Source organism: Paenibacillus sp. J5 (genome assembly GCF_054955055.1).
On record NZ_JBUEDD010000011.1, the window covers coordinates 231,443 to 254,748 of the forward strand.

Genomic DNA, 23,306 nt, shown 5'->3' on the forward strand with positions numbered 1-23,306 from the left:
CAAAGCTTCGCCGCGCGCAGATATAAAAAAACTAGCCTGGGCTTCCCTCCCGGCTAGAATATGTCCACTCCCCCTGCAAGAGCTCCCTCACTCTTCCGGGGCTGTAGAAGATGGATCTATCTCGGCGTCATCGTGCATCAGCGCCCATAATCGTGTGTCGCACCTTCTGGCCTCGCAGGCAAGGCTGATGCTCCCAGGCTGTGTAACGTTCTAGACCCAGTCCAGCGGGTCAACGAGATCAAGGAACAGCACCCGATTGCGTGGGGCGCGGATGGACAAGGTGCGAATACGCTGCTGCGTCTCCAGGTCGGTGTAGGTGCGGGAGATGCGGCTGCCGCTGCAATCCTCCATGCTCAAGAGATTGGACACGAAGTATGGCCGCCAGCTCCAGTTCGATCCGCGGTATTCCGTCTGCATCTCCCAGCCCCCTGGTTGAGCAGGGCATCTGGCCGCAGAGTCACCTGCGCTCTCGGACGGCGACAGGTCATGACCACCCTCGCTTGGGTACAGCCTGACATGGTTGGAGGACAATTGCCGACCATTCTCCTCACATACATACACACGAATGCACCGCTCATGAAGCAGGTGCAATATGGACGCAATACCGCTGTCCACCTGCTCTGGCAAGATAGCATCCTCCAGCTTGCGTCCTGTCTCCGCCAGCAACGCCGATTGCTCGTCTGCCAGTGCTCGCCATTGACGCTCCTCATCGATCCGCCTCACTCGATGTGCCTCCAGCTCCTGCTCCACTAGCGGCAGATACGCATCCGCCGCTTGGAAGACTGGCTCTGCCTGCGAGAACAGGTAGCCCTGCACATGGCGGGCGCCGATCTCAATGGCACGCTGCAGATCAGCTCGCGTCTCGACGCCTTCGATGAGCAGAGAAGCACCGATCTGCTCCGCCAGCGTCGAGAAGGAGCGCAGCACGCCGAAGTAGCCCCGGTGGCTGGCGCTCTGCTTCATCATGTGGATGTCCACCTTCAATAAGCTGGGACCAAGCTGCGCGATTCGATCCGCACTGCTGAAGCCGGTCCCGATGTCATCGATTGCAATCTGGCACCCATGCTGACGGTATACATCGATCACAGCACGCAGCGATTCCATAGAACCGCGGAATGCTTCCTCCGTTACCTCCACGATGATTCGGGAGGGGTCAATCTTATATTTCTTGAGCAACTGCAAGGTAAGCAGCTCTCCTGTCTCCTGGTATGAACGGTACATCCATGATGGCTTGAGATTAATGAACAGACGTGTCTGATCCGCGCAGCCTGCCAATGCCGCAAGCGCTTGCTCGCGCACCAGCCGATCGATACGCAGTTGCTCCTCCAGCGGCACACGCGCATCCGTGAAGAACGGGCCAAGCGACTCGTAGCCACTGTCGGTCTGACGCCTGCCCAGCACTTCATACCCCATGATCTGCCGGGTATCCATTGCCAGTACAGGCTGAAAGAACGCCATTACCTCTGTATCCTCTGGAGTCTTGGGTATCGGACATGCAGCAGAGTATTTATCCATCAGCGCTCTCCCTTAGAACCTCTCAGTTGTTATAAGAATGGTGTAAGAAAAGGTGACATTTCCATTCTTCTTCGATTTTAAGGGAGCACTTGCGGAATGTAAAGCTTTTTCATCTCACTGAAAGCATGAAGGTCTGCCACGCTGTCGCGGCGAGCCGTGGCGGCTCACAACGCTAAACAACCACCGCCTGGAAGCGCGAGGCGCCATTGTCAGATCAGCCGAACAATTCTCACTTCCTTCCCGTCAACAGCCACCTCAATAACATGGAACTTCGAATGATACGTCACCATGCCCTCTCCAACCGCAATCTCAGGCTCTACCCCGAGCCCATAGAACACATCGTCCGCCAACGCCTCGATGACCTCGCCTCGCTCCCGTTCTGCAAGCGCCTCCCATTCCTCGCCCGTCATCTCGAAGAACTCATAGCTATTGCTGATCGCCCCTAGCGCCTCGGTCAGATCACTCAATATTTCCTTATACTCGCGCGCATGCTTCACACCCACATGTCATCCCTCTTTCTCTTCGTTATATACACCATTATACTATTCTACGCCTGTATACACCCGCTCCAACCGTCTGTAAGCCCATATATGCTTGAACAGCAGGGGAGTGCCAGGACTCCTTCAAAATAATATATACCGCAAAATTCGCTGAAAATACGCCAGTTTTTCGATTTTAGACGCATTTCGACCGACTTTTGCTCTAATGTAATCGCAAGTTTTGTCGATATATAAATATAAAAGATTTTCTACTACAAGTCGCTTGAGCTATAATTCAATATTTAGACGGGGTGTCACATGGAAAAATCTACGATTATTGGTATCATACTTGGTCTGACTGCTGTACTGCTCGGCATGGTGCTGAAGCATGCGCCGCTCTCCAGCCTGGTGAATCCGGCCGCATTCGTTATTATCTTTGTGGGAACCGCTGCGTCGCTCTTCATGGCCTTCCCGATGGCGGAGATCGCCAAATTTCCGAAGCTGCTGAAGCTGACCTTTACCAGCCCTCAGCTCATCTCCCGGCAAGAATTGATCCGCTTGTTCATGGACTGGGCGTCCATCACTCGCCGTGAAGGCCTGCTGGCGCTTGAGACCAAGGTAGAGGAGATCACCGATCCGTTCCTCAAGAGCGGAATGCGCATGATTATTGATGGTAATGATCAGGACTTCGTTCGCGATGTACTGCTTGAAGATATATCAGCCACCGAGGAACGCCATAAGGCAGGTGCACTCATCTTTACCCAGGCGGGCATGTACGCTCCGACCCTCGGGGTGCTCGGTGCCGTTATCGGCCTGATCGCCGCGCTGGGCGATATGTCGGATATGAACAAGCTGGCGATGGCGATTGCAGCAGCATTCGTCGCGACACTGCTTGGTATCTTCACCGGATACGTGCTCTGGCATCCAATCGCCAACAAGCTCAAGCGTATGTCTAAGCGCGAGATGGAGATTCGCTTGATGATGGTAGAAGGGCTGCTCTCTATTCAGTCCGGTGTATCGACGATCGCGATCAATCAGAAGCTATCTGTCTACCTGACCCCTACTGAGCGGCAAAAGCTCGTTGAGAGGGAAGGTGCAGCCGGTGAGTAAAAAACGCAAGCATGACGATCATGAGGAGCATGCCGACGAATCCTGGCTCTTGCCTTATTCTGACTTAATGACCTTGCTGGTTGCGTTGTTCATCGTACTATACGCCTCCAGCTCCGTCGATGCGAAGAAGCTGCAGGATATGAGCCAGGCGTTCAACATCGCATTTAGCTCCGGCAATGGCGTGCTGCAGAACAATGCAGTCATCTCCAACGGACAGCAGATGACCGACATGAACAAGACACGGAACATGAAGGAAGGCCAGCAACAACAGCAACAAGAGCAGAATATGACCCGGGAGCAGCTAGTGAAGAAGGAGCAGGAGGATCTGGAGAAGCTCAAAAAGCAGCTTGATCAGTATATTGAAGGCAACGGCCTGTCCTCCGAGCTCGAGACCAAGCTGAATCAAGCGCAACTGATGATTACGATCAGCGATAATGCGCTGTTCTCCTCCGGCAGCGCTACGGTGAAGCCAGAGTCGCGGAAGCTTGCCGTGTCCATCGGCAATATGCTGCAGCAGTACCCGGACTATAATATTATTGTTGCCGGGCATACGGATAATCAACCGATCTCTAATGCAGAATTTGAGTCGAACTGGGAGCTGAGCTCCAAGCGCGCTCTCCAGTTTATGAATATCGTTCTATCCAATCCCGGACTTGACCGCCAGCGCTTCAGCGCTATTGCCTACGGCGAGTATCAGCCGGTGGATACGAATGATACCGTTCAAGGACGCGCCAAAAATCGGCGGGTTGAGGTGTCCATTATGAGAAATTATGTCGATCTGGAAAACACAGAGGAAATTACGGTACAGCCCTAGAAGCGGAATATGCCTGGCAGCGGCGCTGTGCTGATCCAGCCGGTTCGCCACGTTACGACCGATTCGAGCAGCTCATTTCTATCCTCTTGCGAAGCTTCCATACGCGAAGTGCAATGCTGCATGACGGCGGTCGGATGAACCTCATTAGCGAATAGGCCCCCCGGTACGATAACCGGGGGGCCTATTCGTGTACCATGTCAGGCGTATGCCTACTGGGGACTATAATTAAGCGTCTCGAAGAGCTGATCCCGCTCCTCTGCTGTCAGATCGCGCCATTTGCCCGAAGGCAGCGTACCTAACTCAATGTTCATAATTCGTACACGCTTCAGCCTCCGCACCTGGTAGCCAAAGGCAGAGCACATCCGCCTGATCTGGCGATTGCGGCCTTCATTCAGTATGATGCGGAAAGTCCGCTCCCCGATACGTGTCACTTGGCATGGAAGTGTCATGCTTCCAAGCACGCGCACCCCTTCGCTCATCCCCTTCACAAATGAGGGGGTGACCGGCTTGTCTACCGTCACGATATATTCCTTGTCATGCTTGCCCTCGGCTCGCAGGATTCTGTTCACAATATCACCGTCATTCGTGAGCAGAATAAGACCCTCTGAGTCCTTGTCCAGACGGCCGATCGGGAAGATACGCTCCTGGTGCTTCACAAAATCGACGATATTTTCTTTTACATGCATCTCTGTCGTGCTCACAATCCCGACAGGCTTATTCAATGCGATATATACATGCTGCTTATGGGCGCCGATGCGCGTTCCATCTACCCGGACATCATCACCATGCTCCGCCTGGCTACCCAGCTCGGCTGTTACACCGTTAATCGTGACACGCCCACCCTCTACCAGCTTATCCGCCTCGCGTCTGGAGCAGAAGCCAGTCTCGCTAATAAACTTGTTGATTCTCATGGATCATAACTCCTTTAACTCGCATCCTCATACAAGCCTAGCCTGTTGAACGCCAGATGCTATCTTTGCATCCCTGTTCCGTAGTAGAATGAATGCAGGCCAATAATGGAATCATACCATAATTCGGCGAAAAACATCTATTTCGCCTTGAATTTCAGAAAAAACAAACTATTTAGCGAACTTATCCACATGTTATTCTACTTATACACAAAATTCATGTTGGTATGTGAATAATAACTAAGCTTATATTTGGGTTATACACAGATTTATACACATGCTGTTAACAAGAATGTGTGTTCGGGATACTTCATTAAGGATAGGCTGGGATCAATTATTACATCGCAAGGAGTTGTTGAGCATGAGCCATTCCACGGAAACAGAGGACATCAAATGGATGAAGGAAGCGATAGCAGAGGCGTATAAAGCAGAAGCGATTCGGGAAGTGCCCATCGGGGCTGTTATTGTGAAAAACGGGGAAATTATCGGTCGAGGCCATAATTTGAGGGAGACGACCTGCAATCCGGCCTCCCATGCCGAGATGGTTGCCATCGTACAGGCCAGCCAGCAGCTTCAAGCCTGGCGACTGCTAGATTGCACGCTGTACGTCACCTTGGAGCCGTGCCCGATGTGTGCGGGTGCGATCGTACAATCACGAATTGGTCGTGTCGTATATGGTACTCCTGACCCGAAGGCAGGGTGTGCAGGGACATTAATGAATTTGCTGCAGGAGCCGCGGTTTAACCACGAGGCAGAGGTAGTAAGCGGGGTCCTGCAGGAGGAATGCAGCGCAATGCTCACTCAATTCTTCAGGCGGCTTCGCCACAAGAAGCCATCGCCTCTTAGCTAGTCTATTCATTATGGTGTCTGACGCTCTGCTCGTTCTTCTGAATCCGCTGGATCGCCAATATCAGCTTGTCAGCAGCCTCGCTGATGGCAATCACTTCCGGATCCGTCAGGCTGCCTCGTGCTTCAGCAATCTCATGCAGCTTGCGGCGGAGCTTCTGAAGCTCAAGATAGAGTCCTAATTTATCCATGGTAGCCCCCATACGGTCGCCCTCTTACTGTTACTTTTAATCTTTCTATTATATCCTTTATTATGAAAAATTTTTGTAAATTTATGTCGACAAATTACCCCTTATTTCTCTTATTTATCGACATTTTTCGATTGATTTTTCTCTTTTTTCTACTAAAAAATGAGCTTTTACGCTCATGTCTTTGCAATGAGCCTGACAGTAAAGAGATTTTTATATCGTCGCTGTTGCATCTCGTCCGCTATGTTTGCTATACTAATTAGTGGTACGCGCCCGTAGCTCAGCAGGATAGAGCGACAGTTTCCTAAACTGCAGGTCGTACGTTCGAATCGTATCGGGCGCGCCATCCTTAAACTTATGTTCATGCCTACGCATTGGCTACGCAACCTCCTTTAATTGTTGAAGGGGGTTTTATTTTTAGGAGATAAAGTTCGTGCAGGGATGCCCAAGCTGGCGGAGAAAGCGAAGGTGAGCCGATGCTGAAAGATTCATTCATTCCTATGCTGCGCCTCTATACGTCCATTACCCGTCATACGGCTGTTGGTTTTAGTGCTGACAGAACTGACCGATTCGACGATGCCCGACAGCCTGCGACGCCTTTGAGCCCTTCTGAGGAGACCTTCAGTCGGCGTAGACTGCCCTTCTATTCGCTTGTCATGACATTGCTCCTTGTGTCTTTACTGCTGCATTCCGTTCAAGTGCCGCATACGCAGCTCATACAAGAGGGGCCCGCTCTTATCCATGACCAGTCGAAGCTGGTCACTGTCGCCCAACATCATGCAGTGCGCTTCCTATACATTATGCACCAGCCAGCGCAAGCAGACAATATGCTGGCACGCTTGATGCTCGCGTTGGTATTTGGCTTGCGTTATATTCGGTTACGGCTTCCGCTTCATCAAGACATCTACAAGCTGTTATTGCGGCTGCTATTGCGACCCAACAAGTTCAGGTCCACCTTCGTGGGCTCCTGCTTCTCCCCCGTATAATCACAGCGTAAGGAGGGGAAGCAAATGACCGAGGTACGTAGCCGGACTGAATCCGACGATGCAATGCAAGCGCGCGTACTGCGCGAGCTGAAGCCAATCACTGTGTTTACTGTCATTACGACTGTACTGCTCATTGCATTGTCTTTCTTCTTGTAATCCGATGATCATGCGGAGCGTCCATAGTCCTCGAGCCTGATGCGATTGACTATGGACGCTCCATGTCTATGAGAAGACCTTCTCACTAGCAGCCGCCGTATCTCCGATCTGTGTTCCATCTTGAGGATAGACTGGTATCCGTGGGATAACAGCCGCTCTTGTCTGGCTACTTCTGCTGGACGGTAAGCCAATCCGGAAGCTGCCATGTGCCAGAGGGGGACTCGATATTAAGCAGATAGATTCGTTCAATCATCGTGTACAGCTCTCGGATGTTGCCATGCCATGGCATCTCGCAGAGCATATGAAGCAGTTCTCTTGACAGTGTAAGTGGCTTGCCGTAACGTATATTCAGCTCCGCTAGACGTGCATGCAGCAGTGGCTGAATATCCTCTCTCCGCTCCCTCAGCGGGGGGATCTGAACCTCTACCGGATTTAGCCGCTCGTAGAGATGAATATCAAATTGCTTCGTCCCCACCATCGGTTTCAGGCTCCGGCATGATGTGGCTATCACCCTTACATCCGCCTCAATATATCGTTGCTCCTCTTCAAGATAGACTCGTCCGTCCTGGAGGACATTGTTCAGCTTTCCCTGAAGCTTCGGACTCAGCTCACAGACATCCCCAAGGAACAACGTCCCGAGGTGGGCCAGCGCAAATTTGCCCGCACGCCCGAAGAGTTCCTGATCAAGCAGGCTCTCCGGCAAATCGGAACAGTTAGCCGATATGAAGGGATGCTGTCTCCGTCGACTATTACGATGAATCCACCTGGCCAGCATACTCTTGCCAACCCCGCTCTCCCCATACAACAGCACGCTCATCCGCGTATCCGCCACCTGACCCAGCATATGCCATACCTGATGCATGGCCTCACTGCGAAAAATAATACCCGTCCGATTCTCCTCAAGCAGTTGGAATGCATCCCGAATCGCCTGCAGCACCACCTTCACGTTTCCTGGCTTGTGGAAGCAATTCGTTGCTCCCAGCCTTACGGCTTGTCGTGCCAGGTCAGAATCACCATGCTCGATTAGCAGGAATACGACGGTTCTAGGTGAATGCTCCTTAGCCTGCGCCAATAACTCAAGACCGCTCATATCTGGCAGGTGATCATTGAGTAGCATGACATCAATGGAATGATATTGCAGCATACGTAGCGCAGAGTGGCCATTATGGGCTTCATAGACCACACAATCCTCCTCTTTGATGCCGTCAGCAATCATCCGGCTCAGCTTCAGCTCGGCATTAACTATCAATACCCCTGGACTTGACACGCTTCGTCCCCCTTTTTGCCAACCGCATGTTGAACGATAGGCTGCATCCTGGCGAATATGGGCTGCATGCGGCGGTTGTTATGACACGATGCACGACAGATATTATAGATCGCTTATGTAATCTAATTGAACGTAAATGAGGCACTATTGTCACAATCAAAAGAAAGCGTTTGCATTGGGAGGGAATCCAATATTTTAGTCACTCTTCTACCCTTTTGTCACCCAGAAATTAGGATTTACATTCTCAAATAACTGAGAAAAAGAACTTAATTTGAAAGAAATTGGTTTCTAATTCGATCATACCGACAAAATGGGTTGATTTCAATGGTTTGTTTTACCAGTGAATTGAATTCCACAAAAAAATCTGACGGGCTTCAGCAGCAAGGCTGTTACCCGTCAGATTAAGATAAACGATTAATTGAGTGTAATCTCGGTCGAAGGCGCGGATAAAGCATTCGCAGTCACTGTGCGTCCGTCCGCAATAGACAGCACCAGCACCTTGTAGGCTACACCGCTGCGCAGCACGTTTCCGTCCACATCCAGGGTGGAAGAAGGCAACAGCACGCTCGGGTCGCCTCCCGTCTTGTTGACCTGGGTATAACGGGAAGCAGACAAGGCATTGGCCTGGGACAAGGAGAAGCTGTCAGAACGCCAGGAAGGAACTACCATGACAGCATAGTAGGCAATATTGCTCTCATTGCTGGCGCGATTGAAGCTCACACTCAGGCTTGGTCCGTTGCCATCATTACCAGCGTCCTGTACATTGGTGATCCATACGGATGGCGCTGATATTTCTGTCAGTATGATCTCATTGGACATGGATGATAGTGCATTGCCGGCGCTAATACGGCTGTCCCCTACTGCCAGTACAAACACCCGGTATGGCGTCTTCTGCGTGATCAGATTGCCCTGCACGTCGCGAGCCGTGGTGGCAAGCGATGTCTTGGGACTATTGCCTTGCTTGGAGGCAATCGTATAATTGCTGGAGCTGACACTGTTGGCTGACACCAGATTGAACGAACTCGCCTGGTCTGCGCGTACCACCATAATTCTGTACTCCACAATATTAGCCTCATTGGACGGCTTCGTATACGTAACCTCCAGGTCGCGTGTATCCCCATAGGTGTTCGCCGAGGACGCCGATACATTCACCGCCGCGGAGACCGAATTCGACGTTAATGTGATGGCGGCCGAAGCATTCGACAAGGCATTACTGCCCGCCAGTGAGCTGTCATTCACAGACAGCACGAACACTTTATAGCTGACGCCATTACGAATCGCGGAACCGTCTACGTCCCTCGCATCCGCTCCCAGTGTCACACTCAGGTTGCTGCCCGTCTTGCTTACAACAGTCGAATCCGAGTAGGACACATTATTCGCGCTGTTCAGGTTGAAGCGATCAGCGCTGGCGGCCTTGACGACGAGCACCCGGTAATGATTAATTCTCGATTCGTCGCTCGCTTTGTTGAAGTTAACGAGCAGATCACGCCCATCTCCATTATCGCTCACATCGCTCACATTAACATTCGTGACCGCGCTGCTGCCCATATTATTGGTCAGAGTAAGAGTCGAAGAAGCGGACGATAGCGCGTTCTGATAATTAGCCCGATCATTGCCAATCGCCAGTACGTAGATGCGGTACTGCTGCCCGGTCGTAATCAGATTACCCTGTGTATCCCGCATGCTCGATGGCAGAACCAGCGTCTGATCGGAACCGGATTTGCTCACTTCATAATAATTGCCGTAAGCGACATTATTCGCTGTATTCAAATTAAATGTCGACGAGCTGCGGCTCAGATTGTGAACGAAGATACGATAGAACTGCACCTTGGACTCATCCGAGGAGCGTTTGAACGCCACCCGAATATCCCGACCGTCTCCATAGTCACTAATGTCCTCCACCTTGGTGACCGAAGGCGCTGTAATGGTTGTGCTCTCCTTCAGAGTAATCGCCGAAGAGCTGGACGACAGACTGTTCGATGCTCGAGATGCGTTGTCGCTCACCGCCAAGACGAAGACGCGGTACGATACGCCGCTACGAATATATTCTCCTGAGGTATCGCGGGCATCTGACGGCAGTATCGTCGATAGTGTGCCCGCTCCCGTCTTATTCACTAACGTGTAGTTGGATGAGTTGACATTATTCGCCATAGCGACATTAAAGCCGCTAGCGTCCTGCGCCTTCACAACAATGACACGATAATGGGCAATATTGGATTCGTTGGATGCCTTCGTGAAGCTCACCGATAGATCCCGTCCGTCCCCATAGTCGCTTACATCGCTAACTCTTACGCTTGTTGCGCTCGGTACGGATGATAGCACCGACAGGGTGACCAGCGACGAGCTCGACGACAACGAATTCGAGAAGCTGGTGTTGGCATTGCCGACTGCCATAACGAAGAATCGGTACGACTCGTTGCGTTTCAATACATTGCCCTGTATATCTCTCATGCCTGAGCCAAGCGCTACACTTAAGTTATAGCCCGTCTTGCTGACCGTCGTATAATTGTTGCTGCTCACTCCATTGGCCGTTGCGAGCGTAAAGCTGCTGACTTTGCTGCTTGGCACCGCAAACACACGGTAGGCGCTCACCTTGGATTCATCATTGGAGCGATTGAATTTGACGACCAGGTCACGGCTGTCCCCGTAGCTGTAGGCATTGTCCACACCTGTAATCACCGGAGCTGTCGGCGCCAGGCTGGATGAGCCAATGCTGAACACGTCCGATCCGGCAGACAGTTGGCCTGCCTGCTGGGCTGTGTTAGAGGTGACAGAGTATACATATACGCGGTAGGACACGCCTGCGCGGATGAGATCGCCCGAGGTATCACGCGAGCTGGACGACAGCGAAGTGCTCACCACCGATGTAGACGTCTTGCCCAGCGACGTGTAGTTGGAGCTGGATACATTGGCTGCTACTGTTGCATTGAAGCTGCCTGCGTTCTGCGATTTAACGACAAATACACGATAGCCGGATACATAGGTCTCATTTATCGCACGATTAAAGCTAACGGATATGTCCCGGCCATCCCCGTAGCTAGAATTGATGCCCACTTTGACATTGCTAGCTGCCGCAGGCGAAGCATTCGCCGCGACCGCCACTGTCGAGGATGCCGAGGACAAGGCGGATTGGTTATTGAGATTGCTTACTGCCAGCACATACAACACATAGGACTGGCCGCTCGTAATATAGCTGCCGTCTGTATCTCTCGTATCTGCCGAGAGCGTCAGACGTTTATCCCCACCATCCTTGGATACTTGTGTGTAGATGTTGCTCGACAGTGAGAGCGCCCGGTTCACGTTGAAGGAGGAAGCATTGGATGACTTCACTACATAGACTCGGTAATGATTAATATTGGCTTCCTGCTGCGACTTGGTGAAGCGCACCTCAATATCCCGGCCATCGCCTTGCTGGCCGATGATGGAAGCAGAGACAGACGACGGCGCATAGACCTTGGATGAGGTCTTAATATACACGCTCTGTGCGGCTTCATCCCAGCGGACATCCTCGCCGAGTGCTTCACTTACGAAACGAACAGGCACCAGTGTCCGGTAATTCAATGTGCGCGCAGGCACATCCATATAGACCGTCGTGTTATTAATCGTGGCGGCCTTCGACCCCAATGTCAGCTTGATGGTCGTGCCGCCCTTCTGTGCTACGATGGTCTCCGTTTTACTGTTCCAGGTTACCTTGGCATCCAGAGCCTCGAAGATCGCGCGCAATGGCACCAATGTCCGATAATTGATGACCGCTGGCCCTTGATCAGTCTGAAGCTCCGAACCGTCAATATAGATTTTAATCTGTGAGCTAGCCGCATGTACCGGTGCTGACGGGTGCACTGCAGCCCATAACAGCGATACACCAAGTAAAGCGGATGCGATCCTTTTCATCTCAACAGCCTCCAAAATTCAGTTTATTTCCATGTTGCCTACTATCCATTTACTTATAAAGGACTTTGATGAGTAGACGCTGCGGCACAGGCAAAAGTTGCTATCGAAAGAGAAATTTTTTTGTATCGGCAACTAGAGCCAGCCTGACGGCTTCACCGTCAGGCTTGGTAACATGCTCTATAGAATAGAATTCTTATCAGGCTCTAGTACTCTAACTGGCTGCCCTGATTTCTCAATTCATCCATCGTAATGATCTGGTCCTCCGGCACCTCGATTTTGAATTCCACCGCTTCATTCAGGTTGGCATAGCTGTTCACAATGCTCAGCACCAGCTTGGCCGGATCACCGTCAACCATAAAGCTCATATCTGCTTTGACATCCTGGTATGTCAGGTAGTTCTTATGGATTCCGCCAACCAAGGAAAACTCATTAATGGTCAGCTCCTTCTTCATCTCCTCCAGACCCTTCTTCCATACCTCTGCATCTTCCCCGGAAAGCTCTTTCTTCGACGACTCAATATCTTTCTTCGTAACATCGAGAATCTTCATGTAGCTCTCATTGCCAGCCAGCATATCAAGAATCTCAGGCAACGACTTCTCCATAAATGTCAGCACCGCCGACTCAAAGTTACTCTGATTCACAGATACCTTGATCGCCTTATTCAGCTCTAGCCCCTCAGGCAGCGCCTTCAGCTCTTCCTTGCTAAGCTGCTGGAAATACTGCTTGCTATCCAGATGCTTGAGTACAATAGACGTCACATCCTGGACAAGCTTCTGCTGCAGCTCGGGATTGTATGCCGGAACCTTCATTTCCTCTTGCTTGGCTAGCTCCTCGAGATCAATCTCCACGAACTTTCCAGCCACTTCGCCCATAGGCACCATAGGGATTTTCGGAACCTTAATCCAGAACTTCTCCTTGGTGAATACCATCGGCACAGTCAGATTGAAGGAAAGATCGCCAGACAGCGCAATATCCGCTGTAACCTCCATGCGCATCGGCTCGGCCTGATAGGTGCCGTTCATATCAATCTTCAGATTTTGCAGCAAACCAAGCACCATAGCGCCCTCAGGGCCTTCGTTCTCCAAGAAAGCCTCGGGCAGTGTCAGTTCGTCCAAATTAACTGATGTAGAAAATGTGTATGATTTCAATCCCATCGTCTTCTCAAGCGCGCCCTGTATGGTCTCCTGTGGTGTTGCCCGCAGCCCGCAGCCTGCCACGAAGATCAGAAGGGCAGCCATCATGAGCACCCATTTCAATCCCATCTTACGATTCAATGTTGTTCCCTCCTATTCGCAAGTCATCCCTTATTGTAATATAAATTGGATGGAACGGAAAGGAATTTTTAGAGTAGAATTCTAAAATTATATTAAAGATAGTCGTAAATTTCGACAAAAAACCTCCCGTTCAGATCTGTATCGATCCAAACGAGAGGCTAATATTCGACAGATGTATACGTAACACGTTGCCCTTCTTAGGGGAGCATGCAAACTCCCTAGCCTTCGGCATTGTTATGCCGTGTATGGTTGGCCTGCTTGACCTTCTTCGAGCCGGATAACGGCTCTTGCTGGCCTTCACCGCGATTGCTTGCGTGCTGCTCGTCAGTTGCCCCAGGAACAGGCTGACTCTTGGGCTTACCCATCTTTAAACCCCCTTGCTTGAAAATATATGCTCAGTGCTGCCTCTGCACGTCTAAGGCTGCTCCAGATCAGCAGGCTCGTCGTGATTGAGCGCGTCCTGATGCCTGCGGTCATTCTTATCCTGCTGGAGCTGCTGCGCGTGATGGCTGTTCACTGTCTGCTCTGCCAGATCCTTGGCTACGCCTTGCAGGTTTTTATCCACATGTCCCTTTGCTTGCGTCATTTGTCCTGCCTCCTATGCATGGGTGAGCTGCTGCAACGCTTGTGCGCACTCGTGAAGATGGCGGGTATAGTCCTGAATTAGCTCCTGCAGCATCGGAGTACGCTCATCGATATTGCGTCCATCCTTCTCCACATCGATGAATTGTGCCTTGATCTCTCGGCTATCCACGTACTCTACCTTGAAATCAAGCGAGTAGTCTTGCCGTCCCGCTACATGAATAGATATGTGCAATGCATTATGCTGCGCTTCATCCACCCGAACCTCGATCGCATCGCCAGGCTCGAGCATTGTAGGCAATGTACGCTGCCACGCATCTGCCAACGCCTGCTGTTCAATCTGCAATGAATCCTTCTTCATGATTGTTCCACCTCCATCATCTATTAAGATGCATCAAGCGGGCAGGATCAATACATGGCTCCTAAAGACAAAAAAAACCTGCCGCAAGCCGGCAGGCTGAATCGTTAAGTTATGGCGGAGAGAGTGGGATTCGAACCCACGTGGGCTTGCACCCTAACGGTTTTCAAGACCGCCCCGTTATGACCGCTTCGGTATCTCTCCATAGAATTATTGAATCGCCACAAATAAGATTATATCACAGTCGAATTGAAAGATGCAACTGAAAATGACAGGCTGAGTGAAGCGAGCATACCCCACTCTACTCGGCCTGTCCTGTAATGCAGGTTACTTCTTCGGTGTAATCCGCTCCACATTGCCCATATACGGACGCAGTGCTTCGGGAATGATCACCGATCCATCCTCTTGCTGATAGTTCTCCAGAATGGCGGCCACCGTCCGACCGACAGCCAGACCGGAGCCATTGAGCGTATGGACGAACTCTGGCTTGCTCTTTGGCTCAGGACGATACCGGATACCCGCGCGGCGCGCCTGGAAATCCTCAAAGTTCGAGCAGGATGAAATCTCGCGATACATGCCGCTCTCCGGCAACCACACCTCAAGGTCATAGGTTTTTGCCGATGTGAATCCAATATCGCCTGAACACAGTGTAACTACCCTGTAGGGCAACCCGAGCAGTTGCAGGATTTTCTCAGCGTTGGCCGTCAGCGTCTCCAGCTCATCGTAGGAGTCCTCCGGCTTGACCAGCTTCACCATCTCCACCTTGTTGAACTGGTGCTGACGAATCAGACCGCGCGTATCTCTGCCCGCCGATCCGGCCTCTGAGCGGAAGCAAGCGGAATAGGCTACGAAATACTTCGGCAGATCCTCTGCCGCAAGAATCTCCTCGCGATGCAGGTTCGTTACTGGAACCTCTGCTGTCGGGATCAGGAAATAATCCGTGTCCGCAATCTTGAACACATCTTCTCCAAACTTCGGCAGTTGGCCTGTGCCAACTAGACTATCACGGTTGACGATATACGGCGGCAGCACCTCTTCATAGCCATGCTGGTCGCTGTGCACATCCATCATAAAGTTGATAAGCGCACGCTCCAGCCTGGCGCCAAGCCCCTTGTAGAAGACGAAGCGAGAGCCTGTCACCTTGGCAGCCGCTTCAAAGTCCAGCAGTCCCAAATCCTGCGCGACATCCCAATGCGCCTTGGGCTGGAAGGAAAATGCTGTAGGCTCGCCTACTCGGCGAATCTCCACATTATCCTCCTCCGATGCTCCGATCGGCACACTTTCATGCGGGACATTCGGAATGGACAGCAGCAGCTCATCAAGCTGAACCTCCAGCTCCCGCACTTCCTCATCCAGCTCCTTGATTCGGTCGCCTACCTCACGCATTTCTACAATGAGCGCCTCAGCGTCCTGTCCAGCTTTCTTTAGCTTCGCGACCTCCTGGGACACCGTGTTCCTCCGGCTCTTCAGTTGCTCGCTCTCTTGCTGCAGCTCGCGGCGCTTGCCATCGAGCGCTGGAAATTGTTCGATCGCATTCGCCGAGGCTCCGCGCTTATGCAGCGCCTCCTGAACCTTCGCAAAGTCATTTCTCAGCAATCTTATATCTAACACAACAATACAGGCCCCTCTCTACAGGGTTTAGTTAACTTGGACTGCCGCTTCCCGCGCCATCTCCAGGAAGTATGCATGGAGCCGAAAATCATCCGTTAGCTCTGGATGGTAGGAGCAGCCCAGCAGGTGGCCTTGGCGAGCCGTCACGATCTCTCCCTTATAGGTCGAAAGTACCTGTACAGCAGAACCAACATCGACGATTAACGGCGCACGAATGAATACCGCACGCACCGACTCTTCGATGCCTTCCACGGTCAGATCGGTCTCAAAGCTCTCACGCTGGCGGCCAAAAGCATTACGGGCGACCGTAATATCCATCAGCTTGAGGTGAGCCTCCTCATCCCCCGCTATACGCTCGGCCAGCACGATCAGTCCTGCGCAGGTGCCGAACAGCGGCTTCCCCTGCGCCGAAAATTGCTGGAGCGCTTCTACAAAGCCGTATTTGCGCATCAGCTTGCCAATCGTCGTGCTCTCCCCGCCAGGAATGATGATCCCGTCCAGCTCAGCAAGCTGATCGATTGTCTTGACAGCAACGGCTTGTCCACCTGCCGCCTCGATGCTTCTCATATGCTCGGCTACAGCTCCCTGCAACGCAAGAACCCCAATTTTCATGATGCTTGCCTTCTTTCCTTAGCCATTACAGACCGCGATCTTGCATGCGCTCCGCTGCATTCAGCTTGGAGATTTCAATGCCTTTCATCGGTGTGCCCAGGTTCTTGGACACTTCGGCAATCAGCTTGTAATCCTGGTAATGGGTTGTTGCTTCCACGATCGCGCGCGCGAATTTCTCCGGGCTGTCCGACTTGAAGATTCCGGAGCCGACGAATACGCCGTCAGCGCCCAGATGCATCATCAACGCCGCATCCGCAGGAGTAGCCACGCCACCGGCAGCGAAATTGACGACAGGCAGCTTGCCTGTCTCATGCACGCCAAGCAGCAGCTCATAGGCGACACCCAGCGTCTTCGCCTCATGGTACAGCTCGTCCTTGGACAGATTCTGCACCTTGCGGATCTGACCATTAATCAGGCGAAGATGGCGAACAGCCTCAACGATGTTGCCGGTTCCCGGCTCGCCCTTCGTGCGCAGCATGGACGCGCCCTCCTGGATACGGCGCAGCGCCTCGCCCAGGTCCTTCGCCCCACATACGAACGGAATGGTGAACTCATGCTTGTCGATATGGAAGACCTCGTCCGCAGGCGTCAGCACTTCGCTCTCATCGATATAATCCACGCCCATCGACTCAAGCACCTTGGCCTCTACATAATGCCCGATTCTGGCCTTGGCCATAACTGGAATCGATACGACCTTCATCACTTCCTCGACGATTGTCGGATCAGCCATACGAGCTACGCCGCCAGCCGCACGAATGTCGGAAGGAACACGCTCCAGAGCCATTACTGCTGTTGCGCCTGCTGCTTCCGCAACCTTTGCCTGCTCTGCGTTCATGACGTCCATGATGACGCCGCCTTTTTGCATTTCTGCCATACCGCGTTTTACGCGCGAAGTGCCGGTTTCCATCTTTCTCTTTGCCTCCTAAGTAGGTTCAATTTCCGTCATATCTCTAGCCATTAATTTTACCGCAACCCAGACAAATCGACAAGATTAAAACAGATTCACGATCCCTTGGAAGATGCTGACGAAGAAATCTTTAATTCCGCGGAACATCAGCCTCCACCAGCTTCCTTTTTCCACTTCTTCATTCGTAATCAGGTTGACCGTCTTGTCTGTGGTCTTGCCGTTGGCATCGGTGTATTGGTACGTTACCGTACCAACAACTGTGTTCGCCGGGATCGGAGCAACAAGCTCCTCAGGCGCCTTAATATTGCTAGACAGCAGTTCAATCTTGGGCTCCGCGCCCTTCTTCACGACGAAGCTGATGTCCTGTTGAGCGACTACCGGCACCTCAGTCTGTACACCCTTCTTCACCGGTACAGTCTCAAGCGTTGCTACAGCCGTCTTGGGCGCAACCATCGTCTTCACCTGGAAATTATCGAAGCCATAATCCAGCAGCTTGGCCGTCTCGCGGAAGCGGTCGTACTGGGAGCCTGTGCCCATGACGACACTGATCAGGCGCATGCCGTTACGCTGTGCAGTTCCTGTAAAGCAGTTGCCAGCTTGTGTCGTATGGCCTGTCTTCATGCCATCCAGACCCTCATATGCAAACTGCTTGAGGCTTGCATTGTTCTTATTTCCCTCTAGCATCCAGTTGTAGTTCACCAATTCCTTATCATCCCGCTCGCGGAATCGATAGGATGTGATACTGGAATACTCCAGAAACTCGGGGTGTTCCTTCAGTATGTGATATGCGAGCAACGCAGAATCCTTGGCGGACATGACCGTCTCGCCGCTGATCGACTGCGGCTGATACTCGGGCTTTAGATCCTCTCGGTCTAGACCCGTCGCATTAATAAAATGCGCAGTCTCCAGCCCAAGCTCCTGCGCCGTCGCATTCATCCGCTGCGCGAACGCTTCCTCTGTCCCGGATATGCGCTCAGCCAGAGCGATCGACGCATCATTGGCCGAACCGACGGCCATCGCAATGAATAATTCCTTGACCGTATGCTTATCGTTCTCTGCGAGGAAGACATGAGAGCCTGCGCGCGTCGTCGTTGCAGCATTCTTGCCCACAGTTACAACATCATCCCAATTCAGATTACCGGCCTTGATCTCTTCCATTACAATATACTCGGTCATCATCTTCGACATGCTTGCAGGCGGCAGCGCTTCATCCGCATTCACGGAGAAGAGGATCTGGCCTGTCGCGGCATCCATCAAGATCGCGGAGCTGACATTCAGTCCCAACTCATTCTCTACATACTTTCGCTTCTCTGCTGCCTGGGCAGGGGAGGCTACGCCCATCAGAAGCATGCACACAACCATCATTACTGCAATAGCCGGCTGCCATAGCCTTACCGAACGGCTACGTCTCAAATCGTCCCTCTCCTTCATCCGTTATTTACATTCTCATATTGTAACACAAATAAACGGACATGGGCTAACCATCAACGCCAGCTTTGACAGAAACTGTGCCTCCCCAGATTAGAAACTTCACATAACGAAGACAGGCCAGAGATGAGCAGCAATTGTTACATCTGCTCCTATCTCCAGCCCGTCCAGTTCTTACCTTATGGCGCATTATTCCTTACAGGGAGTAGTTCGGCGCTTCCTTCGTAATCTGAACATCATGCGGATGGCTCTCACGCAATCCCGCACCTGTAATGCGTACAAACTGTGTATCATTGCGCAGCTCCTCAATGCTCTGCGTGCCGCAGTAGCCCATACCGGAGCGCAGCCCGCCCATCAACTGATGCACCGTGTCAGCGAGCGGCCCCTTATACGGCACACGACCCTCAATGCCTTCAGGAACCAGCTTGTTCTCGTTCTCCTGAAAATAACGATCCTTGCTGCCTTCCTTCATCGCGCCCAGCGAGCCCATGCCGCGGTACACCTTGAATCGGCGCCCTTGATAGATCTCCGATTCGCCCGGGCTCTCCTCCGTACCCGCCAACAGGCTGCCGACCATAATTGCGCTCGCCCCGGCAGCAATCGCCTTCGTAATATCACCCGAATATTTGATGCCGCCATCAGCAATGATCGGGATGTTATACTCACGAGCAACCGATGCGCAATCATAGATAGCAGTAATCTGAGGCACACCAATCCCGGCGATAACACGGGTCGTACAGATCGAGCCCGGCCCAATGCCCACCTTGACAACCGATGCGCCAGCCTCGATCAGATCGCGAGTCGCTTCTCCCGTTGCCACATTGCCTGCGATGATGGTCAGATCAGGGTAGCTCGCACGCAGCCTTTTTACCATCTCGATAACATTGCGCTGATGACCATGCGCCGTATCCACCACAAGCACATCTACGCCAGCCTGTACGAGCGCCTGCGCGCGCTCAGGCGTATCCTTAGCGATGCCGACCGCAGCGCCGCACAGCAGCCGGCCGTGCTCGTCCTTAGCCGCATTCGGGAACTGGATCGCCTTCTCGATGTCCTTGATCGTAATGAGACCCTTCAGACACTTATCCTCATCAACGAGCGGAAGCTTCTCGATCTTATGCTTCTGCAGCAGAACCTCTGCTTCCTCTAACGTCGTGCCGACAGGAGCCGTCACCAGCTCTTCATGTGTCATCACATCGCTAATCTTCATCGAATAATCATGTACAAAGCGCAGATCGCGGTTCGTAATAATACCTACAAGCCGGTTATCATTATCTACAATCGGAACACCTGAGATCCGGTATTTGCCCATCAATTCCTCAGCATCATAGACATGGTGGCTCGGAGTGAGCGAGAACGGATTCGTAATCACGCCACTTTCCGACCTCTTGACGCGATCTACCTCCTGCGCCTGCTCAGCAATCGACATATTTTTATGAATAACGCCGATACCACCTTCTCTAGCCATAGCGATTGCCAATGCGGATTCGGTGACAGTATCCATTCCTGCGCTGATGACAGGAATATTCAGTTTCACCTTAGGGCCAAGCTGCACGGACAAATTAACTTCGCGCGGCAGCACCTCGGATTTGCGAGGGATCAGTAATACATCGTCAAACGTTAAGCCTTCCTTGACGAATTTGTTTTGCCACACAACGGTGTTCCTCCTTGAAATGCAATATGATGAAAATTGGACCGCAGGTCCAGATATTATTGCAATATTATCAGAGGGGTTAGGGGCTGTCAAGGATTGAGCCGCAAGCTTTCATTCTGTTTTCAACAATCCTCCTCCGCTGCTTGTTTATGGGCCTGGCCTCCGGCCGACAAACCAACATCATCGCGGATGGAGGATAGCATAACCACGCTTCTACTGAACGATCTGTCGCCAGATTTGTTTCAGTTTCTCCTCAGCCGAGTTTCCGTGAGCTCGGAGTGAATATAAATAATGATGTCCACTCTCCTCCTGATTCTCCACGATCCACGTCAGTTCTACGCTCTGCCCACCCTCATCACGGGTCATAATCGCTTCCTTCCCGTTCTCCTCCAACATCGTTTTCTCCATTTGAATATGTTCCTCCGCGTACCCCTTACTCCCATGCTGGAACAGATTCGTTACCCGTAACGATACTTCTTCCTCACCCTTTACGTAATCCATCGTAAAAGCCCAGAACTCCTTGTTGAACGCTACCGGCAGCACAGCGTAATCCTGGCCGGATTGCCTCGCTATCTCCTGCAATTCCTGTACGACCTCCTGTCTCTCCTTTTCCGACAGATTCCCCTCTCTCCTCGACGGCTCAAAAATAATAGTGCCACTCTTAAATGTATAACCGCTCGCTAGTTCACCAGGCAGCTCCAACTGAGGACGATTCAGCTTGGCGAAGAGCTCCTTTTCATCTGTGAATGTATGGGGAGTAAGCTTCAGTTCAAATAAATGATGGGGATTATCCGGGACAACATAGATGAAAGCTGCTTCCCCGTCCCCCATCGTATCCCAGATCTGATTCGTCCTGCTCCGACGTGGTAGATCCGCAAGCTCATCCTCCGTCATCGAATGTTGCTTAAAAGTCCCCTCTTCATGTACGACATCGCCTGTCCGATCCTTCAGATATAAGAATGCTGTGGAGCCAAAGGCAGATGATACGGCCAGCAGCATGCCAGCCATGACTAATAGTTTAACTTTATGCTTCATATAGAATCTTCCTTTCTCGATCTGTTGATGGGATATTTGTTGCATTACAACTGCGGTCAACTCTGGTTCAGGTGGCTGCTTTCTTTGCAAGAGCCGCTTCAGCTCCTGATCCCTTTGCTCGATGGTCATAGCTGGTCTCCCCTTTCACCTCACGAAAATAGCTGCGAAATTTTGCTGCGGTTCGCTCATACCGTTTGCGCAGTGTGGCAGGCCTTGTCTGCAAGATGACTGCCATTTTGTCATAGCTCATATCCTCCACACAACGCAAAATCAACAGGTTCCTCTCTTCACCAGTAAGTTTGCTCATCGCTCTGTGCACCTCCTCATCAAAGTAGGTGGCATCGATCTGTTGATCCACATGCCGATGATCCTTGTCCCTTTGATAAAAGAATGGGAGATACCTTGCAAGCTTTCGTTTGCGCAGCAAGTCAATGCACTGATGATAAGCAATCTTGTACAACCAAGCCTCTGCTGACTGGCGGTTGTTATACCTCTCCAAGCTGCGGTAGAGCTTCAGAAACGTCTCCTGCGCACAGTCTTCAGCCTCCGCAGCATGTTGCAGCATATGATAGCAGTAATAGTAGATCGGTTTCTGATAGCCCCGCACCACTTGGCTAAAGGCCTCACGATCTCCTTGCAATACGCTAGCAATCACCTGCTGCCATTCTGTATCCGTCAATTTGTCTCCCTCCTTATACCTTTACTACGAACCGACCCTCCTCGAATGTGACATTTTGCCGCTATCACTTCTTAATTAGTTCCTTAGCTATACTTTTCAGTTCCTTATCGCTGACTCTATCCTTCGCATCCTTCACATTACTCCATGAAGACAACTTGTATTGCAGCTTCTCACCGGTCTTGGGCTGCTCTACCACCCATGTGAGATCAGCGGTTCCCGCTTCCTTATCACTAGTGACCAGAACCTCGGCCATATTGATGGAGATGACGGTTTTAGACACCGCATTATTCTCCTCTACGTAAGATGTCACAATCCCTTTGCCTGCATTGTACACATCTAGGACCAACTCTTTTTTCCCTAGCTTGTAGAACATGCGAGCATTCATTAGCCGATCCGTAGTTTTAATCGGCATGACTGCATATTCCTTCTTGGCAGCAGCCGCCTGCTTCTGTAGCTTCTGAGCCAGCTCTATTTTTTCCTTATCTGTATAGGGCTTATCGTAAGCCGTATTGCTCATGAGTATCTCCGCATGGCTGAACTTGAAATTTCCCGGCAACTTGCTCGGCACAGATACGCCAGAAGACTTAAGCTTATTCCGCACCTCATCAATTTTCGTCAACGTCTCATTGTTGGCCCGAATATGCAGTTGTTGCTCCGGATTATTCTTCGCCACATAGATAACAGCAGCTTCCCCGCTTTTAATCTCATGATCCCACACATAATTAACAATCTTCAGTTGCTTCAGCTCATCCTCCGAAGACTTTCTAGGGTGGATTTCCTTATTAGACTTCTCCTGATATACAATCTCTCCCTTGCTGTTCTTCAGAGATGAGAACTGCGGTGCTCCTAAGGCCGAGGAAACGGCCAACAGCAGCCCGGCGACGACTAATAATTTTATTTTATGCTTCATGTCTGATCTTCCCTTCCTCCATCTTGTTTTGTTGGTGCTTACTCTCTACTACGAAGGAGCAAGGTCATAATGTGACAGCTAGTAATGTATGAACAG

23 protein-coding genes and 2 tRNA genes are annotated in these 23,306 nt (G+C 51.5%); 6 read left to right on the forward strand and 19 right to left on the reverse strand.

Annotated elements, in window-relative coordinates; translation table 11 throughout:
• Window positions 1-210 precede the first annotated feature (210 nt).
• Together ACY1JZ_RS20235 and ACY1JZ_RS20240 are read right to left on the reverse strand one after the other, a co-directional pair.
• Window positions 211-1,515 carry an EAL domain-containing protein gene (locus ACY1JZ_RS20235; RefSeq protein WP_462630719.1) on the reverse strand — a complete coding sequence of 435 codons (1,305 nt, stop codon included), beginning with the start codon at window positions 1,513-1,515 and terminating at the stop codon, window positions 211-213.
• A 209-nt stretch (window positions 1,516-1,724) separates the two neighbouring features.
• A complete protein-coding gene (locus ACY1JZ_RS20240; RefSeq protein ID WP_270167162.1) occupies window positions 1,725-2,018 on the reverse strand; it encodes a hypothetical protein in 294 nt (97 codons plus the stop codon).
• A 294-nt stretch (window positions 2,019-2,312) separates the two neighbouring features.
• Here ACY1JZ_RS20240 and motA point away from each other — a divergent pair, with 294 nt between their 5' ends.
• Together motA and motB are read left to right on the forward strand one after the other, a co-directional pair.
• On the forward strand, window positions 2,313-3,104 hold the full coding sequence (gene motA, locus ACY1JZ_RS20245) for a flagellar motor stator protein MotA (RefSeq protein ID WP_270167161.1): 792 nt from the start codon (window positions 2,313-2,315) through the stop codon (window positions 3,102-3,104).
• Window positions 3,097-3,918, forward strand: a complete 822-nt coding sequence (gene motB / locus ACY1JZ_RS20250; RefSeq protein ID WP_270167159.1) for a flagellar motor protein MotB — start codon at window positions 3,097-3,099, stop codon at window positions 3,916-3,918. Before motA ends, motB begins: the two co-directional genes overlap by 8 nt.
• Before the next feature lie 209 nt (window positions 3,919-4,127).
• On the opposite strand, the gene rluF is transcribed toward motB, so the two are convergent.
• The gene (rluF, locus tag ACY1JZ_RS20255) at window positions 4,128-4,829 is read right to left on the reverse strand and encodes a 23S rRNA pseudouridine(2604) synthase RluF (protein WP_270167158.1); all 702 of its coding nucleotides are present in this window, start codon (window positions 4,827-4,829) and stop codon (window positions 4,128-4,130) included.
• A 358-nt stretch (window positions 4,830-5,187) separates the two neighbouring features.
• On the opposite strand from rluF, the gene tadA reads away from it, so the two are divergent.
• Window positions 5,188-5,676, forward strand: a complete 489-nt coding sequence (gene tadA, locus ACY1JZ_RS20260; protein WP_270167157.1) for a tRNA adenosine(34) deaminase TadA — start codon at window positions 5,188-5,190, stop codon at window positions 5,674-5,676.
• 1 nt (window position 5,677) lies between these two features.
• Here tadA and ACY1JZ_RS20265 read toward each other — a convergent pair whose 3' ends face one another.
• Entirely contained in the window at window positions 5,678-5,863 is a 186-nt protein-coding gene (locus ACY1JZ_RS20265) for a Spo0E family sporulation regulatory protein-aspartic acid phosphatase (RefSeq protein ID WP_462630720.1), read from the reverse strand.
• A 266-nt stretch (window positions 5,864-6,129) separates the two neighbouring features.
• Between ACY1JZ_RS20265 and ACY1JZ_RS20270 the strand changes: the two genes are divergently transcribed.
• From ACY1JZ_RS20270 to ACY1JZ_RS20280, 3 genes are all read left to right on the forward strand, one after another.
• A tRNA-Arg gene (locus ACY1JZ_RS20270) sits at window positions 6,130-6,206 on the forward strand.
• Window positions 6,207-6,336: 130 nt separating this feature from the next.
• Window positions 6,337-6,846 carry a hypothetical protein gene (locus tag ACY1JZ_RS20275; protein ID WP_462630721.1) on the forward strand — a complete coding sequence of 170 codons (510 nt, stop codon included), beginning with the start codon at window positions 6,337-6,339 and terminating at the stop codon, window positions 6,844-6,846.
• Window positions 6,847-6,870: 24 nt separating this feature from the next.
• Window positions 6,871-7,002, forward strand: coding sequence for a hypothetical protein (locus ACY1JZ_RS20280; RefSeq protein WP_462630722.1), 132 nt, complete (start codon window positions 6,871-6,873; stop codon window positions 7,000-7,002).
• Window positions 7,003-7,168: 166 nt separating this feature from the next.
• Here ACY1JZ_RS20280 and ACY1JZ_RS20285 read toward each other — a convergent pair whose 3' ends face one another.
• The 15 genes from ACY1JZ_RS20285 to ACY1JZ_RS20355 all read right to left on the reverse strand — a co-directional run bounded on the left by ACY1JZ_RS20285 (window position 7,169) and on the right by ACY1JZ_RS20355 (window position 23,210).
• Window positions 7,169-8,269 carry a sigma-54-dependent transcriptional regulator gene (locus tag ACY1JZ_RS20285; protein WP_462630723.1) on the reverse strand — a complete coding sequence of 367 codons (1,101 nt, stop codon included), beginning with the start codon at window positions 8,267-8,269 and terminating at the stop codon, window positions 7,169-7,171.
• A 414-nt stretch (window positions 8,270-8,683) separates the two neighbouring features.
• Window positions 8,684-12,160: a stalk domain-containing protein gene (locus tag ACY1JZ_RS20290; RefSeq protein ID WP_462630724.1), complete on the reverse strand. Its 3,477-nt coding sequence runs from the start codon at window positions 12,158-12,160 to the stop codon at window positions 8,684-8,686.
• A gap of 203 nt (window positions 12,161-12,363) precedes the next feature.
• On the reverse strand, window positions 12,364-13,434 hold the full coding sequence (locus ACY1JZ_RS20295) for a hypothetical protein (protein ID WP_462630725.1): 1,071 nt from the start codon (window positions 13,432-13,434) through the stop codon (window positions 12,364-12,366).
• Window positions 13,435-13,652: 218 nt separating this feature from the next.
• Complete coding sequence (locus ACY1JZ_RS20300) at window positions 13,653-13,799, reverse strand: small acid-soluble spore protein P (protein WP_270167150.1); 147 nt, start codon at window positions 13,797-13,799, stop codon at window positions 13,653-13,655.
• Window positions 13,800-13,849: 50 nt separating this feature from the next.
• Complete coding sequence (locus ACY1JZ_RS20305; protein ID WP_270167149.1) at window positions 13,850-14,020, reverse strand: hypothetical protein; 171 nt, start codon at window positions 14,018-14,020, stop codon at window positions 13,850-13,852.
• A 12-nt stretch (window positions 14,021-14,032) separates the two neighbouring features.
• Window positions 14,033-14,377, reverse strand: coding sequence for a hypothetical protein (locus ACY1JZ_RS20310; RefSeq protein WP_270167148.1), 345 nt, complete (start codon window positions 14,375-14,377; stop codon window positions 14,033-14,035).
• A 112-nt stretch (window positions 14,378-14,489) separates the two neighbouring features.
• A tRNA-Ser gene (locus tag ACY1JZ_RS20315) sits at window positions 14,490-14,578 on the reverse strand.
• Window positions 14,579-14,701: 123 nt separating this feature from the next.
• A complete protein-coding gene (gene serS, locus ACY1JZ_RS20320) occupies window positions 14,702-15,985 on the reverse strand; it encodes a serine--tRNA ligase (protein WP_462630726.1) in 1,284 nt (427 codons plus the stop codon).
• 27 nt (window positions 15,986-16,012) lie between these two features.
• Window positions 16,013-16,597: a pyridoxal 5'-phosphate synthase glutaminase subunit PdxT gene (gene pdxT / locus ACY1JZ_RS20325; RefSeq protein ID WP_462630727.1), complete on the reverse strand. Its 585-nt coding sequence runs from the start codon at window positions 16,595-16,597 to the stop codon at window positions 16,013-16,015.
• A 25-nt stretch (window positions 16,598-16,622) separates the two neighbouring features.
• Complete coding sequence (pdxS, locus tag ACY1JZ_RS20330; protein ID WP_270167145.1) at window positions 16,623-17,504, reverse strand: pyridoxal 5'-phosphate synthase lyase subunit PdxS; 882 nt, start codon at window positions 17,502-17,504, stop codon at window positions 16,623-16,625.
• A gap of 84 nt (window positions 17,505-17,588) precedes the next feature.
• Complete coding sequence (locus ACY1JZ_RS20335) at window positions 17,589-18,917, reverse strand: D-alanyl-D-alanine carboxypeptidase family protein (RefSeq protein WP_462630728.1); 1,329 nt, start codon at window positions 18,915-18,917, stop codon at window positions 17,589-17,591.
• A 211-nt stretch (window positions 18,918-19,128) separates the two neighbouring features.
• A complete protein-coding gene (gene guaB / locus ACY1JZ_RS20340) occupies window positions 19,129-20,586 on the reverse strand; it encodes an IMP dehydrogenase (RefSeq protein ID WP_462630729.1) in 1,458 nt (485 codons plus the stop codon).
• Between the two features lie 213 nt (window positions 20,587-20,799).
• Window positions 20,800-21,750, reverse strand: a complete 951-nt coding sequence (locus ACY1JZ_RS20345) for a hypothetical protein (RefSeq protein ID WP_462630730.1) — start codon at window positions 21,748-21,750, stop codon at window positions 20,800-20,802.
• Window positions 21,689-22,300 (reverse strand): RNA polymerase sigma factor, encoded by a 612-nt coding sequence (locus tag ACY1JZ_RS20350; RefSeq protein ID WP_462630731.1) that lies wholly within the window; start codon window positions 22,298-22,300, stop codon window positions 21,689-21,691. Before ACY1JZ_RS20350 ends, ACY1JZ_RS20345 begins: the two co-directional genes overlap by 62 nt.
• A gap of 64 nt (window positions 22,301-22,364) precedes the next feature.
• The gene (locus ACY1JZ_RS20355; RefSeq protein ID WP_462630732.1) at window positions 22,365-23,210 is read right to left on the reverse strand and encodes a hypothetical protein; all 846 of its coding nucleotides are present in this window, start codon (window positions 23,208-23,210) and stop codon (window positions 22,365-22,367) included.
• Between the last annotated feature and the right edge of the window lie 96 nt (window positions 23,211-23,306).